The sequence below is a fragment of the Methylobacterium sp. NPDC080182 genome (assembly GCF_050281105.1).
GTDB lineage: Bacteria > Pseudomonadota > Alphaproteobacteria > Rhizobiales > Beijerinckiaceae > Methylobacterium.
The window spans coordinates 205,103-219,604 of record NZ_JBNNWO010000014.1 but is presented as its reverse complement, the minus strand read 5'-3'; the positions used below and the strand labels follow the sequence as shown (position 1 = coordinate 219,604).

Genomic DNA, 14,502 nt, shown 5'->3' with positions numbered 1-14,502 from the left:
CATGGAGATAATCCCCGGCTCCGCCGGTGATCCTCTCCACCAGCCCTCTACGAGCGCTGTGCTGCCAGGGGCTCCGCCCCGTGGACCCCTAGATCCAGGCCGCGGCCTGGAGTTGCGCTTCGTGACCCGCATGAGCCGCGACCTCGGGGCGGCCGTGGCCGAGGCCGCTAGGTCGGACGGGTTGACCGCCGGAGCCTGGGTGCGCCGCCTCATCATGGAGCGGCTTTCCCTGCAATCGCGCGCTGACCACCGCAGCGGGCGTCCGGTCCACCGCCCGGCCCCTGACACTGTGGCGCTCGTCTCGGCCCTACGCGAGCTCGTGTCGGTCGGGCACGCCCTGACGTGCAAGGACATCCCGGCTGCGAAGGCAAGCCTGGCGGCCGCGAGGGAGGCGATCCTGCCCCTCGTCGCCGGGGGTCCAGGGCGATGATCTCCGGGGCGATGCGGGGACGCGGCGGGGACGCCCTGGCGAAGCACCTGCTCAAGCCGGAGAATGACTCGTTTGAGGTCATCCCCGCCCGTGGCTTGGGCTCGAACGACCTCATCTGGCAGTTGCGGGAGCTTGTCGCGCTGTCATCCGCTGGCCGGACGGACCGCCCGGTCTATCACGTCCACGTCGATCCCGAGGGTGACATCGGCGACGAAGCCGCGGCGCGGACGCGGTGGTGGTCCTTGTTCGAGCGCGAGTTCGGTCTCGACGGGCAGGCCTACTGCGGGGCGGTCCACGTCAAGCACGGACGCAGGCATGAACACCGCGTCTACAGCCTGGTCCGCCCGTCGGGAGCGGTCGTGGACATCGCGTGGGACTACGCGCGCCGGGAGAAGGTCTCGCGAATCGTGGAGTTCGAGCACGGGCTGGCCCCCGTGCCGTCGAAGCACGCCCGGGCGATCGAGCGAGCACTTCGGGACGACGGCAGACCCGACGTGGCGGACTGGCTTGTCGCCTCGGGCTCGACGGCTGCCGAGCGGCCGGTGGCGGTGCTGTCGCCCGTCGAGAGACTCATCCAAGAACGCACCGGCGTCACTCTGGACGACGTACGCCGGGCCGCGCTGGACGCTTGGAGGGCTAGCATGGACGGACCCGGCTTCGAGGCGGCGCTCGCGCGACACGGTCTGCGCCTGGCGGCCGGCAGATCCGGACCGGTCATCGTCGACGGCAGCGGAACGCCGCGTCTTGCGACACGCCTGCTCGGCGCGGCCGGCAAGCGGTTCGAGGGTTCGAGGATCCCGGCGGCGACCGTCCGCGCGAGGATCGAGGGTTTGCAACTCAGGGAGGTGACGGATGGACACGACGGAGATCATGCGCCGGCTCGACGCGCAGGACCGGGTTCTGCACGCGATCGTGGCGATGCTCGCCCCGCAGGAGGCCGAGGGGACGGGGTCGGGATTCGACGACCTGATCGAGACACTGGTCGACCTGACGGAGGCGGTGGGCGACGTCGCGGCGTCCGTCCAGTCGCTGCGCTCGGCCGTCTCCGCGCGCTCCCCGTCGCTGGCAGGCTGAGGCTTACCAGGCGACTCCGGACGCTAGACCCGCGCCTTGATGCCTTTATTGCGGCCGGGGAGCGTGCCCGGGCGGCGATCGAACGGATCGAGGAGGAGGGCGCCTACGAGCGCGAGCGGGCCTGGGCGCTTTTCGGGGTCACCGACATCTGGGGAATCCCGATCCGCTAGGCGGGGGATGCGCGCCGCTCGGCCATCATCGCCTCGAAGTGGGCTCGGACCTCGCCGGGATCCCGCCGGGGCGGGGCCGGCAGGTCGATGCGGTCCCCCACGATCCGCGTGATCATCCTCCGTGCGGACGCGGCAGCGCAAGGGCCTCGTGCTGCCATGGTGCTTCCCGGAATAGGACGGCTCCGACAGGCCCCGGCTCGGCTACGCCTCCGGCATCTGCAGATTCGTCGGAACGATCAGATCGGCCATTCCGGGGTGAGCAGTGTCGGGCTGGCTGCGTAGGATCTCGCGGCGAGCCTCAAGCCGCCGCCGTTCAAGTGCGAGTACGTCGTCGAACTGTCGAGGGAAGACGTAGGACGCGTAACGGCCTGGATCGTTGTCGAGGCTGCCCGCGTGAGCCAGGGCTAGCATTCTGAAGTGCATGCTGGCCGCCGCCATATGGGGGCGTAGGGCCGGCGATACCGCGCCGCCATGGTCGAGGATCAATTTGCGAAGGGCCGTTCCGTTCTCGATCAGCGCTTCGAGCAGCGCTCTGTCTCCGGCGGTGAGAGAAGGTTTCCACGATGGATCGAGAAGCGCGGGCAGCGTGCGGAACGTGTCCCCTCCGTGCTTGCGCTTCAGCTCCTGTGCGACCTTCAGGTTCTCGGCACTCAGCAGCTCGAAGGGCCCGACGAAATCTCCTAGCCGCTTGTCGATCGAATCGATCTCAAGCTCGTTCGTCTTCTGCACGAGCGCGGCCTTAGAGTTCCTGGTCGCGAAGATCGCCCCGATGAATACGCCCAAGAGCCCCGATACAGCCGTGACTAGGGGAGTAACCCAAGTAGGAGACGCCGCGGCGGCTGCCAGCTGATCCGCATTCGCCACCAAGGTCGAAGCGAGGATGATAGCTGTGACGGCGCCGGCGGTCCGCACGCACGCGGGCGTACCCGAGAGAGCCATGATCATGCCGGCCTCCTCGCGAGGCTTGCAATCCATCCTGTCGCCGGTTCGGGGCTCATGCCCACCAATCGCTCGGTTTCGACGCTCACCTCACTGAAGCCGGCATTCCGGAGCCGGCCGCTCCAGCCGCGAGGCTCGTAGAGCGTGAACCAGCGTCCTCCTTCGTCACGGGCGCGCCCCGTTCCACTTTTCAGGGTCGCAAACAGCAATCCACCCGGGACAAGAAGCTGATTTAGAGACCGGAGGGCGACCTCGATGTCGTCGCGCTCGACGTGGAGCAGGGATGCCATAGCCCAGACGGCGTCGAAGGACGACAACGGCAATCCAGGGCTGCAGATATCTGCCACGTGGACAGGCACGTTCGAATTACGCCGAGCGATGACCGCCAAGCGTGGGGACAGTTCAAGCCCTTCCGGTTTGAGGCCGGCTTCGCGGAGCCCGATCAGGTCGCGGCCGCTTCCGCAACCGGCATCGAGCACGCGCCCTCCTCGTGGTACCATCGTTGCGAACCGCGCGATCCGGTTCGCAGTGTCGATGGGTAGCGTGGCATCCGCATACCGCTCCGCGTGCCGCTCATAGTATGACGCAGTACTCACGCGCCGAAACGAGGCGTCAGAGCGCAAAGCCGTCCGGTCGATCGGTTCCGGCCCGGTCTGGTGCAACCCGACGATGGGCGGCGTGATCTCCATGGAGTAGACTTACTGCATGTGGTGAGAGGGTTCCAGCTGAACTCGTCGAAGGGGAGCAGTTCGCGGTCGGCCTTTCGTCCCGATATCGCCGTCGTTCGCTGGGGGCGGCCCAAAGCACACAGACCCGTTTGGGTTGCCGAGCCACATCAAACTTGGCCTCTCGAAAGGCAGCAGGTCATACCGATCTCCGATCACCAACTAACGCCTCGATGGCGCGGCTAGAATGTGCGTGCTGCCAGCGAGATCCACACTCCGACGTATCGCGCCCATCCTGCCATAGACCGTTGGAAGTCAGTGCGTAAAACCCTACATGGACAACCCGGAAGCAGGTGCATGCGGAACGACGTGAGGCTCCCGCCCGACCCGACGTCAGGAGCCGCCAGGATCAAGAGTCCGGCGCCTGACGAGATCTACCTCGATCACCATGCGACGACGCCTATCGACGCGCGCGTCCTCACCAGGATGCTTCCGTTCTTCGGCGAGAGCTTCGGCAACCCGCATTCCGTCGTTTACGGACGCGCCGAGGCCGCGCGCGCCGCGGTGGCAGAGGCCCGCTCGCACGTGGCCGCACTCATCAAGGCGAAACCGGAAGAGATCGTCTTCACCTCCGGCGCCACCGAAGCGACCAACATCGTCCTGAAGGGGCTGGCACCGCGCAAGGCCGGCCACCTGGTCGTTAGCGCGATCGAACACGCCTGCGTTCGGGAGACGGCGCACGCGTTGAGGGAGGCCGGTTGGGCGCTCACGACGATCCCGGTCGACGGCGACGGGCTCGTGGATCCCGACGAGGTCGCGAACGCGCTGCGTGACGACACCGCGGTCGTGTCGGTCATGATGGCGAACAACGAGATCGGGACGCTGCAGCCGGTCGCCGAGATCGGGGCAGCCTGTTGGATGGGAGAGGTCCCGTTCCACGTTGACGCGGCGCAAGCAGTCGGGAAGGTAACGGTCGACGTGGAGCAGATGGCCATCAGTGCAATGAGCATCTCCTCGCACAAGCTCTATGGTCCTCAAGGCGTCGGAGCGCTCTTCTGCCGAGCTGAGTTGCGGGACCGGCTACGGCCGATCCAGAGCGGAGGCGGACAGGAGCACGGCCTGCGCCCAGGTACATTGCCGCTTCCGCTCGTTGTCGGCTTCGGGGAGGCCTGCCGGATTGCCGCCGAGGAAATGGCGGCGGAGGCGGAGAGGCTGACCCGGTTGAGAAGCCGCCTTCTCGCCCGCCTGCGCCAGCAGGCTCCGCCATTCGTCCTAAACGGCAGCCTGGAACGCCGTCTCCCCGGCAATCTCAATGTGTCCTTCTCCGGGGTCGCGGGCGACGCGATCGTTGGGGCTGTCCGGGGGGTGGCGCTATCCACTGGATCGGCCTGCTCGTCCGGAGCGATCGAACCGTCTCACGTCCTTCTCGCGATGGACCTCGCCCGTGACGTCGTGGACGGAGCGGTGCGCATCGGCCTCGGCCGCGGCACTAGCGAAGAGGATGTGGATCTCGCCGCCGACCGCATATCGGCGGCGGCCAATGCGCTCATCGCATCCTGAGATGACCAGTTCGCGGGGGAAATTCGCGGCCTGTGGTCCCGCGGCGCTTGCGCCTTTCCCGCCGGTGACGATCATGATTTCATGGCTTCACCCAATTTACCGCCAGTCGACGCGCCCCGTGAGATCTACTCGGGTCACGAGTCGTTTCCTTTCCGCTACGGATGGCTGCCCAAGCTGTACGATGCGGTGACCGAGGACGCGGCGCTGTTCTCCGACGACGATGCTGCGATCGCGCGCTTGGGCATCGGGAAGAACATGGTCCGGTCCCTCCGGTTCTGGGGTGACGCCCTCGGCTTGATAGAGGCGGACGGCCGACTCGTGCGTCTCACGCCGTTCGCACATTCGATCTTCGACCCGACCCAAGGACGGGACCGCTATCTTGAGAGGACCGACACGCTGTGGCGGCTCCATTGGCGCCTGACCACGCACACCCGCCTCGGAGCCTGGCAGGTAGCCTTCGCCGAGTTGTCCGAATCTGAGGTGACACGCCGCCATCTCCTCTCCATGGTGCGTCAGCGGGCCGCGCGGACGCGCGGCGAGGTCAGCACGAACACGCTGCAGACCCACGTTTCCGTGCTCCTGCAGACCTACGCTGGGCCGGAAGAGGGCGAGACCGTTCTCGAAGACACTTTGGGCTGTCCGCTCCAGGAACTGCGGCTCCTCCGCGTAGGGGACGCCGGCGGCGAACCGACTGTTCGGATCGAACGTGGAGCCAAGGCCGGCCTGGAGGTCGGCGCCTTCGCCGAGGCGCTGGTCGACCGCTGGAGGCGCGCCGCGCCCGGGAGCCAAGTAGTCAGCCTGCGTTCGCTGTTGCTGGACCGGGGCGGGCCGGGTCGAGTGTTCAAGCTCGACGAGGCGGCGCTCCACGAGCGCGTCCTCACCGTCTGCCGGTCGGTGTCGGGGTTGGAAATCCGCGAGGACGGCGTCGGCCGGCTTGACCTCGTGGCGACGCGCAAGAGCGCCTTGCGCGAGTTGGAGCAGGTGGCGGCATGACCTCTCAAACCGCCGTCATCGCCGACCGGGTCAGCCTCACCCGGCGCTACGTGCGTTCGATCGAACTGGAACGTGATCTCGCCGATCCCGCCGCCCTTGTGGGCTACGTCGCCACGCCGACCGTTCTCGACACCTTGCAGCGCATCCTCCAGGGCCTGGCCGAGGGATCGACGCACCGGGCGTTCCGCATAACCGGGCCGTACGGTTCCGGCAAATCCGCTTTCCTCCTCCTGCTCGCCCGCCTTTTCGCCGAGCAGGCCGGGCAACCGAGTTCCGCGAGAGACCTGCTCGCCCGACGGAGCCCGGACCAACTCGCTCTCGTCCGCCAGGCTCGGCGGTACGAGCCACTCGTGGTGGTGGGTAGGAGGGAAAGCCTCGGCGAGCTTCTCCTTTCGGCGGTCGAGAAGAAGTTCTCGTGCCCGCGCGGCCGTGGGCGGCGCACGGCGGTGGAGCAACAGGCCGCACGGCTCCGCGAGCAGCGTATGGCCGGGCGCGTCGACGACGACGCGGTGCTTGAGCTCGTAAGGGACTACGCCCGCTCGCTCGACAAGGCGCAGGGCGGCCGTGGCGGCGTCCTTATCCTGATGGACGAGATGGGTCTTTGCCTGGAGCATGCCACCCTCAACCGCGGGTCGGTCGATCCATCTCTCTTCCAGCGCTTGGGCGAGATGGCCGCCGGATCCGGGGACGCTCCGATTGCCATTGTCGGCGTTCTCCATCAACGCTTCGCGGAATATGCGTCCTCGCTCGGCGACCGGGCACAGGAAGAATGGACGCGATCCGCCGAACGGTTCGAGGACCTACCGTTCCAGGAAGGCGTGGAACAGACCGCCTTTCTCCTCGCCGAGGCGCTCAAGCCCGTAAAGCACGACCTGGAAGTGGCCCGGGTCGGTCGGACGCTCTACGCCGAGGCGTCACGTCGCGGCATCCTCCCAGGGAAGAGCGACGACATCGCCGGCCTCGGCGTGCGGCTCTACCCACTCCATCCCGCCTCCGTGGCCGCGCTCGCTGCAGTCGCGCGCCGTCTTGGGCAGAACGAGCGTTCCGCATTCGGTTTTCTTCAGGGCAACGAGCCCTACGGATTCAGGAACTTCATAGAGACGGCGCCCTACGACGCCGGGCGCTGGTACCGCCTACCGGATCTCCTTGATCACCTGCTCTCCCGAGGGGTCGCCGGACCGCGCGACGGCGTCCTGGCCCGGCGCTGGGCCCTCCTGTCGGACTCCCTGATCGGCCACCCCGACCTGCCGCCGTCCGAGACCCGCGTCCTGAAGTGCGTCGGCCTGCTCAACATCTTGGAACCGCTTCCCGGGCTGGGCCCCGACGAGGAGACGGTCGCGTACTGCCTTTCCGGATCTGACGACCGGGAGACCGTCTCAAGCGCGCTCGCGGCCCTCGTCGAGCGCCGGCTCCTTTACCGGCGCCCCCACAGGGGCGACTACGGCTTGTGGGCCAGCACCAGCGTCGACCTCGACGGGTGGCTGGAGCGGGCGCGGATGCAGGTGCCGGCACCGACCCGACTCGACGCAGCCTTCGAGATGCTTGCCCCGCCCAGACCCATCGTCGCCCACAGGCACTATCACGAGACCGGAACCCTTAGGGCGTTCGGGGTCCGTCTCGCCAAGGAAGGCGGCGGGCCGGTGCCGATCGTGGCGGGGATCGACGGGTGGATCACGGTCGCCATGATCTATCCGGGCGACGATCGGGCTCAGGTCTTCGGGCGCCTCAAGGCGACCGGCGGAAGCGCGCCCGAACTCGTCAACGTGCGGGACGTGCCACCTTCGCTGCTCTCGGCGGCCCATGAGCTGCTCGTCTGGCGCTGGGTCGACGCGAATTGCCAGGAGCTGGCCCTCGACGACCTGGCGCGCCGCGAGGTGCGCGAGCGCGTCAGGAAGACGGGGGACCGCCTCGCCGAGGCGCTCGCGCCGTTCACCCGGCCGGTCACTGCCGAGGAGGCGGAGGGTGTCTGGTTGGTGGGGGGAGATGTCGTCGACCTTCCGGAACGGGCTGCCCTCCATCGGCTACTCAGCCAGATCTGCGACGAGAGGTACCCGGCTGCCCCCGTGGTCCACAACGAGCTCCTCAACCGCTCGAAGCTGTCGTCCGCCGCCGCCACCGCTCGCATGCGGCTCCTGGAGCGGATGGTCACCCATGGGCACGTGGCAGGCCTCGGGATCGAGGGAACCCCGCCCGAGAAGGCGGTCTATCTTTCGGTGCTTCTGTCGACGGGACTTCATAGGGAGGACGAGTCCGGGAACTGGCGCTTCAGCGCGCCGGACCCGGAGCATCCTCGGCGTTGGCACCACGCCTGGGCGGGGATCGGAGCCATCCTGGCCGGGGGCGAAGCGGTCTCGGTCGACGCCATCCTCACCCAACTGCAAGAAGCACCGTACGGCATCCGACCCGGCGTCTCGTTGGTCCTTCTGACCGCGTACCTAATGGCGCGCCGGGACGAGATCGCCCTGTTAGAACGCAACACCTTCGTCCCGGACGTCGGCGGCGCGCACATGATGCGGCTCGCCCGGAACCCGAAAAACTTTGGGTTCCGGCTCGTGGTGGCGGCCGACGGCTCAGGTGGTCTGCTTCGAGCTGTGGTGGCCGGCGTCCGAATCTGGAGGCCGGGCGCGGAACCGACCCCGCAGCCCGCACCGCTCGCCGAGGCGATCTTCACCTGGTATCTGGGCCTTCCCGCCTTCGCGCGCGAGACCAGGCAGGTCTCCTCGATCGCGCGGGCAGTGAGGCTCGCCCTCGACAAAGCGACCGATCCCGTCGAGATGCTGTTCGAGCGTCTTCCCCAAGCATGTGGCCTAACGCCGGACAGCGGCGCGCTCGACGTCGCGCAGTACGCGGCTATCCTAGGCGAGAGCCTGCAGGAAATCGGTGCGGCACCTGCCCGCCTGCGCGCCGCCGCAAGCGACGTTTTGTTGGGCTCCTTCGGAGTGAGCACGCTGGCGGCACTCCGTCGGCAGGTCGCCGCGGATTATGGACCGGTGGAAGGCAAGCTGACGGAGCCGCGCATGCGTTCCTTCGTCTCCCGCACTTTGGATCGAGACTTGAGCGACGATGCCTGGCTGGACTCGCTGGCGAGCCTCCTGACGACGCGCCGCCTGGATACTTGGCGCGACGACACGCTGGACCGCTTCTCGTTCGAGGTCCGGGCGCTCGCGATCCGCCTCACCCGCTGGCTCGCGGCGGCGCGTGCACAGGACGCTCAGCGGGTCCCAGTGCTGAGCGTGCACGTAGTGGATCCCTCCGGCCACGAGTCCGCCGCCATCGTCCATCCCGGTCAGCAGAGGGTCGACAAGGCGCTGGCAGGCAGGCTCCGCACGCTGCTCGCCGGACGGTCGGACGCGGCCTTCGTTCTAGGCCAACTTCTGGCCGAGGAGATCTTGCGAGCAACTGAGGAGACCGCCGATGCCGAAGGCTGAACCCCGCCACATCCTCAGCCTGTCTGGTGGGAAGGATAGCGCAGCGCTCGCCATACACATGCGCGGCCGGATCCCGGGGATGGAATACATCTTCAACGACACCGGCAAGGAGTTGCCGGAGACGTACGACTACCTCGACCGCATCCAGGATTACCTGGGCTGCGCGGTCGTCCGCCTGAACGCCGACCAGAGTTTCGACCACTGGTACGACGTCTACGGCGGCATGATCCCGTCGAACCATCGGCGGTGGTGCACGAAGATGCTGAAGCTCAAGCCTTTCGAGGCATACGTCGGCGACGAGCCGGTGATGAATTATGTCGGCCTGCGGGCCGACGAGGACCGGTCCGGCTACATCAGCCACAAGCCGAACATCACGCCGGTCTACCCGTTCCGTGAGGAAGGCCTTCGCCTCGCTGATATCGAGCGCATCCTGCGGGACTCGGGCGTCGGCATGCCGCCATACACGTCTTGGGGCCGGACCCGGTCCGGCTGCTTCTTTTGCTTCTACCAACAGAAGGTCGAGTGGTTGAATCTTAAGGAGCGTCACCCCGACCTGTACGAAAAGGCCAAGGAGTACGAGCGTCCTTACGAGGGGAGCGGAAATACCTTCACATGGAGCGATGGCGAGAGCCTAGTGGAACTGGAGCGGCCTGAACGTGCCGAGGCGATCCGGAAGGAAGCCGCGCGACGCAAGGCGGCGAAGGCGGAAGCACGCGCCGATCTTACCCTGGCACAAGTTTATGCCCAACGTTTAATGGATCTCGAAGGGGACGCCGATGATGAAGCCTGTGTTATCTGCACAGTTTGAAGGAGCGGCATGTGCCGGCCGGGTCGGATAGTTTCAAAGCGGAGCAGCTATACGGTCGGCATGCTACTGATGGCATAGCCCGTTCAACCCTTTGCTCGATTTCCATTGAGGCGTGGCGTCCGGCGAGCAGACGTGGCTGCCGTTGCAGGCGAGTTGATTGGCCATTTTCGCCTCGAAGCAAACGAGGCTGGCGATGAGCTTCCGGATCAACGCTCGGACGCTGCTCCATCTGGGATCGGAGCTGATAAGCTCCGACGGTATAGCCCTCTACGAGCTGATCAAAAACGCATACGACGCGAAGTCTCCTATCGTTCGGATCACCGCGGCAGTTGCCCTCCCACGTCGCCTCCAGCGCGAAATTTTCGAGGCCGTTTCGGCTGCGCAAAGCCCGAAGAGCCCATCGTCGCGCAATACCGCGACGCTTCACCGCTTGGTGTCCGCGTGTCGCGCCGAGCTCAATGCGTCTTCGCCGACGGCCGGCAGTGTGCGGGACGCCCTAGGGAAGTGCCGAACCCTGTTCGACCTGTCCCAAGTCGCGATGGATGCCAACCAGATCGTGGTGGCGGACGATGGGCGTGGCATGTCTCTTGTCGATCTTGAGCGGTCATTTCTCACAATCGGAACGCGATCGAAGCTGGTCGAAAAGGCGAGTCAGGCTGCCGACAACCAACCGATTCTGGGTGAAAAGGGCATTGGCCGTCTATCCGCGATGCGACTTGGCGGAAGGTTGCAATTGCGCAGCGCGACGTCGCGGGATGAATGTTGGGCAACGCTCGACATTGATTGGTCCGCGTTCGACCACGACAACGAACAGGAGCTCTCGTCCATCGACATCAACCCAGTTGAAGGCGAGAAAAAGCAGCCTCCAAGTTATTCCGGAACTAGAATTACGATATCTGCTCTGCGGCGCGATTGGAGCAAGTCCTACCTTGAGGAACTTGCGCTACTTGACCTAGCGCGCCTCAACGACCCCTTCAGGGAAATGGCGCGATTCCCAATAGTCCTGAAACACAACTCTGATGTCGTGCCGATTCCGCGGGTCGACAAATGGATCTTTGATCACGCGCACGCCCGATGCAAAGCTTCGTTCGCCATCGAGGCCGACGGCTCAACACGATTTTTTGGCACAATGCTATACGGCAGATCAGAGGAAACATTCTCTAGCAACGAGGCAGAGCTTCTATCTATCAGTAAGGCGCCGAGTAGCGACGTAGTCAGTGCCATCGGCCCCTTCGAAGTCGAGCTTCTCTGGTACAATCGACGCCTACTAAGGGAGATGGAAGGCGTTGGCAGCATGGCTGAGGTGCGAAGCAAACTCGCAGCCTGGACCGGCGGTCTGATGATGTATCGCGACGGGTTTCGCGTTCTACCCTACGGCGGGTCTGATGACGACTGGCTCGATCTTGACCGAAAAGCGCTCGCTCGAAGCGGTTTTAAGCTCAACCGAGCTCAGATCATCGGCCGCGTGGCCATTACGCAGACAGGAAATCCGCACCTTAGGGACCAAGCTAACCGTGAAGGGCTTGTAGACACGGAAGAAAAAAGGGCGCTCAGCGAGATACTTTCGCACCTGATCCAGCAAACTTTCTGGTCTTTCCTCGTTCGCGTCGAGAAAGCGACCCCCGCAGCTGAGCCGGTGAGCGGGTCCGTCGTCGAGAGACGCCTTGAGACTGAGGAAAAGAAGCTTTCTCGTAACTTCGCTCTGCTCGTTCAACGGGTCCCAGCAGTGCGTGAGCAGAGAGAAGTAGTTGCAGAAATTGGCCAAGGGCTATCCCAGGTTCAGGCCGTCATGGACGACGTCCGGCAGATGACGCATGAATATGAGGAGGGCCGGCGGCAACTTGTAACACTCGCCGGCATCGGGTTGACTGTCGAAATCTTGGCCCACGAGCTGAACCGGGCGACCGAAGCGGCACTGGTAACCCTGTCACTGATGCCCAAACCCGGGCTATCGCAGAGCACTGAGCGTGCGCTCGCCAACCTCTCGGCGCAGCTGAAAGCTCTACAGAAGAGGCTCATGATACTCGACCCGTTGAGCGTTTCAGGCCGAAATCGGAAGGAAAAGGTCGACGTAGTGACGTTGGCTAGGGATGTTGTCGATGCTCACGTGAGTCAGTTCGAGCGGGAAGGGGTCACGAAATCGTTGTCTGTGCGCCCCGCTTCGTCATCGCGTCTCGTCGTAATGCTCGTCAAAGGCATGGTAATCCAAATACTAGAGAATTTGCTGGCCAACTCACTCTATTGGCTAAGGCAACAAAAGCGCCTTGACTCCAGCTACACGCCGAGCATCTCGGTCGACGTGGATACTGTTGCAAAGGAATTACGGTTTAGTGATAACGGTCCGGGCATCTCGGATAGTGAACGTGATGCCGTCTTCGACGCCTTCTATACCAAAAAGCCATCGGGGGAGGGAAAAGGGTTGGGGCTCTTTATCTGCCGCGAAATCGCGAAGTACCACGGCGCGACACTCACTCTTGAGCGAGGTCAGGATGGCGTCTACCGGACTTTCGTCCTCGACTTGGGGAGCTTGAAATGACAAGCGCGGCCGAACTGGGGCCGGTGGAGCAAGTTTCGGCGCTTGGCGCTCTCTTAAAGGCCCGAAAGATCGAAACTGTCTTATTTATCGACGACGGCTTCGATCCTTTGTCCCAGCAGGAGCCATCTCGCGAGCAGCAGGATGAAATATGGGCGATTGTGCAGGCGGACGAGCTCGCGCTTAATGCCGCATTGCAGCTCGGTGTCGAGGATGCTGGCCATTTCACTGCCGAGATGGTTGAGCAGACGCTATCCGGCCCCGCGGAGGCACTACGTCCCGTGCTGGAGTCATCATCCTACGTCGTCGAATATAGGTCAAAGGGCTCTGCGCTCACTGCAGTCGTCGAGTACCTGAGGCGTTTGAATATCGAGGTCCGGACGCACGGCGTTAACGACTGGCGAGATCACATCGAAGGCGTGCAGCTCGTGTTTCTTGATTGGAGACTGGGCCCCGACCGCGATCCCGCGTCAATGCATGTCGCCTCAACCGCGGCTAGGGAAATCCACAAGCGACCCAACAGGCCGTACCTCGTCCTGATCTCGTCTGACCCGGGCGTTAAGAACGCATCAGTGGCTTTCAGCGAAGCGTCAGGATTGGTCTGCGGCATGTTCGACGCAATGCCGAAAGCTTGGCTCGCTAACGAGGTGGACGTCACTCTGAACCTAACCGTCATTCTTGATCTCTACGCAGCCGGCGACGCCGTGCAGAGTTTCGTCGAGGCCCTGAGAACGCACGCCGACACAGCGGTTCAGTCATTCCTTAAGCGCATTGAGCGCCTGACAGTTAGCGACTACGCCAATCTTCAGCATCTCGCTCTCAGAAAGGACGGACATCCCCTCGGAGACTATCTAACGGAGTTGTTCGCAGGACTATGGACAGACACACTCTTTCAGGGCGAGCTGAAGTCGCAGCTCGTGGAGTTGGATAAGCAGGACTTCGGAAGCTTGCCAGCGCTGACCGGTCCATCAGACGCGCTAGCCGACTTGTACAACAGTGCCGTCTTCGACACGCATGTGGGCGCGTTGGCACCCCACCCCCACGCATCTGCCGATGACCAGACCCGTCTGCAGCTTTCTTTGGGTGACGTGCTGGTCGAGCGGAAGGAGGGCAAGGTCGTGCGAGCATACACGATATTGAACCCGCAATGCGACCTCGCTGAAAGTCCCCGAGGCTCTCGACGTATACCCGACGATCTTTCCATCCTGCTGGTTCCCGGCGACATTGAGGCTATCGATCACGCGCAAAGGACGGAAAGGCGCGAGGCTGGTGATACGCCCTTCCTCAAGGTCGACGGTGTCGCGAAACGCGTCCATTGGTCTGGCAGGTCAATTGAGAACGTGCCCTACGCCGGCTTTGCGGACTGGTTGTCGAAAGACCGCGAACGGATTGCACGTATGCGCCCGGTGCACGGTCTCGCCCTACAGCGAACAGTATTTGCGGAGCTGACGAGGGTCGGATTACCCAATCCGCCTCCGATTCACGATCCTGTTGGAATCACCCTTTCCCGAGCCGTCTTCGGCAAATGGTCGAAGGAGGGAGACTCGACCGGTCAGCAGGGGCGCTTCGTTATGGCTCGGGATTCGAAAGGGGACCGCATCGTTTTTACTCACTCGTTCCTAGTCGAAATCGCGTCGGCCCTTCGTCAGGGTCTCGATGAAGCGACGTCTCGAAGAAACGATTGGAAGGGAAAAGACGAGGCAGCGCTCACCGTCGTCGGATCGTCCCTGGGTGACCCGGCCGAATGGCGCCGGCTATCCCAGCCATTCCCGTTGCCCGATGGCGGCTTGAAGCTGTTCGGTGACGGGCTGCTCGTCTGCACCAAAAAGCCGACCGAAGGCATGTCCCGGAAACTACTCGTCTGCGTTACGGTGGACCTGCCGTCGCCGTCCACCTAATGGG

Annotated in this window: 9 protein-coding genes; 7 read left to right on the top strand and 2 right to left on the bottom strand. The window is 64.4% G+C overall.

Translation table 11 applies throughout. The features are described from left to right. Positions 1-426 precede the first annotated feature (426 nt). A complete protein-coding gene (locus ACQKQD_RS24090; protein ID WP_427509764.1) occupies positions 427-1,674 on the top strand; it encodes a relaxase/mobilization nuclease domain-containing protein in 1,248 nt (415 codons plus the stop codon). Positions 1,675-1,875: 201 nt separating this feature from the next. Here the strand turns inward: ACQKQD_RS24090 and ACQKQD_RS24085 are convergent, their stop codons facing one another. Together ACQKQD_RS24085 and ACQKQD_RS24080 are read right to left on the bottom strand one after the other, a co-directional pair. Next, on the bottom strand, positions 1,876-2,619 hold the full coding sequence (locus tag ACQKQD_RS24085; RefSeq protein WP_427509763.1) for a hypothetical protein: 744 nt from the start codon (positions 2,617-2,619) through the stop codon (positions 1,876-1,878). Then, the gene (locus ACQKQD_RS24080; RefSeq protein WP_427509762.1) at positions 2,616-3,302 is read right to left on the bottom strand and encodes a class I SAM-dependent methyltransferase; all 687 of its coding nucleotides are present in this window, start codon (positions 3,300-3,302) and stop codon (positions 2,616-2,618) included. The genes ACQKQD_RS24085 and ACQKQD_RS24080 overlap by 4 nt, the downstream gene beginning before the upstream one ends. A 333-nt stretch (positions 3,303-3,635) precedes the next feature. Here ACQKQD_RS24080 and ACQKQD_RS24075 point away from each other — a divergent pair, with 333 nt between their 5' ends. From ACQKQD_RS24075 to ACQKQD_RS24050, 6 genes are all read left to right on the top strand, one after another. Next, positions 3,636-4,838, top strand: coding sequence for a cysteine desulfurase family protein (locus tag ACQKQD_RS24075; RefSeq protein ID WP_427509761.1), 1,203 nt, complete (start codon positions 3,636-3,638; stop codon positions 4,836-4,838). A gap of 81 nt (positions 4,839-4,919) precedes the next feature. After that, complete coding sequence (locus ACQKQD_RS24070; protein WP_427509760.1) at positions 4,920-5,831, top strand: DUF4007 family protein; 912 nt, start codon at positions 4,920-4,922, stop codon at positions 5,829-5,831. Beyond that, complete coding sequence (locus ACQKQD_RS24065; RefSeq protein WP_427509759.1) at positions 5,828-9,259, top strand: hypothetical protein; 3,432 nt, start codon at positions 5,828-5,830, stop codon at positions 9,257-9,259. The genes ACQKQD_RS24070 and ACQKQD_RS24065 overlap by 4 nt, the downstream gene beginning before the upstream one ends. After that, positions 9,246-10,067: a phosphoadenosine phosphosulfate reductase family protein gene (locus ACQKQD_RS24060; RefSeq protein ID WP_427509758.1), complete on the top strand. Its 822-nt coding sequence runs from the start codon at positions 9,246-9,248 to the stop codon at positions 10,065-10,067. Before ACQKQD_RS24065 ends, ACQKQD_RS24060 begins: the two co-directional genes overlap by 14 nt. 193 nt (positions 10,068-10,260) lie before the next feature. Further along, positions 10,261-12,603, top strand: coding sequence for a sensor histidine kinase (locus tag ACQKQD_RS24055; protein WP_427509757.1), 2,343 nt, complete (start codon positions 10,261-10,263; stop codon positions 12,601-12,603). Continuing rightward, on the top strand, positions 12,600-14,498 hold the full coding sequence (locus tag ACQKQD_RS24050) for a hypothetical protein (RefSeq protein WP_427509756.1): 1,899 nt from the start codon (positions 12,600-12,602) through the stop codon (positions 14,496-14,498). The genes ACQKQD_RS24055 and ACQKQD_RS24050 overlap by 4 nt, the downstream gene beginning before the upstream one ends. Positions 14,499-14,502: the final 4 nt, after the last annotated feature.

Coding starts and splice junctions, on each gene's coding strand:
- ACQKQD_RS24075 (WP_427509761.1), top strand. CDS start 3,636: ATGCGGAACGACGTGAGGCTCCCGCCCGACCCGACGTCAGGAGCCGCC.
- ACQKQD_RS24060 (WP_427509758.1), top strand. CDS start 9,246: ATGCCGAAGGCTGAACCCCGCCACATCCTCAGCCTGTCTGGTGGGAAG.
- ACQKQD_RS24070 (WP_427509760.1), top strand. CDS start 4,920: ATGGCTTCACCCAATTTACCGCCAGTCGACGCGCCCCGTGAGATCTAC.
- ACQKQD_RS24090 (WP_427509764.1), top strand. CDS start 427: ATGATCTCCGGGGCGATGCGGGGACGCGGCGGGGACGCCCTGGCGAAG.
- ACQKQD_RS24050 (WP_427509756.1), top strand. CDS start 12,600: ATGACAAGCGCGGCCGAACTGGGGCCGGTGGAGCAAGTTTCGGCGCTT.
- ACQKQD_RS24065 (WP_427509759.1), top strand. CDS start 5,828: ATGACCTCTCAAACCGCCGTCATCGCCGACCGGGTCAGCCTCACCCGG.
- ACQKQD_RS24080 (WP_427509762.1), bottom strand. CDS start 3,302: ATGGAGATCACGCCGCCCATCGTCGGGTTGCACCAGACCGGGCCGGAA.
- ACQKQD_RS24085 (WP_427509763.1), bottom strand. CDS start 2,619: ATGATCATGGCTCTCTCGGGTACGCCCGCGTGCGTGCGGACCGCCGGC.
- ACQKQD_RS24055 (WP_427509757.1), top strand. CDS start 10,261: ATGAGCTTCCGGATCAACGCTCGGACGCTGCTCCATCTGGGATCGGAG.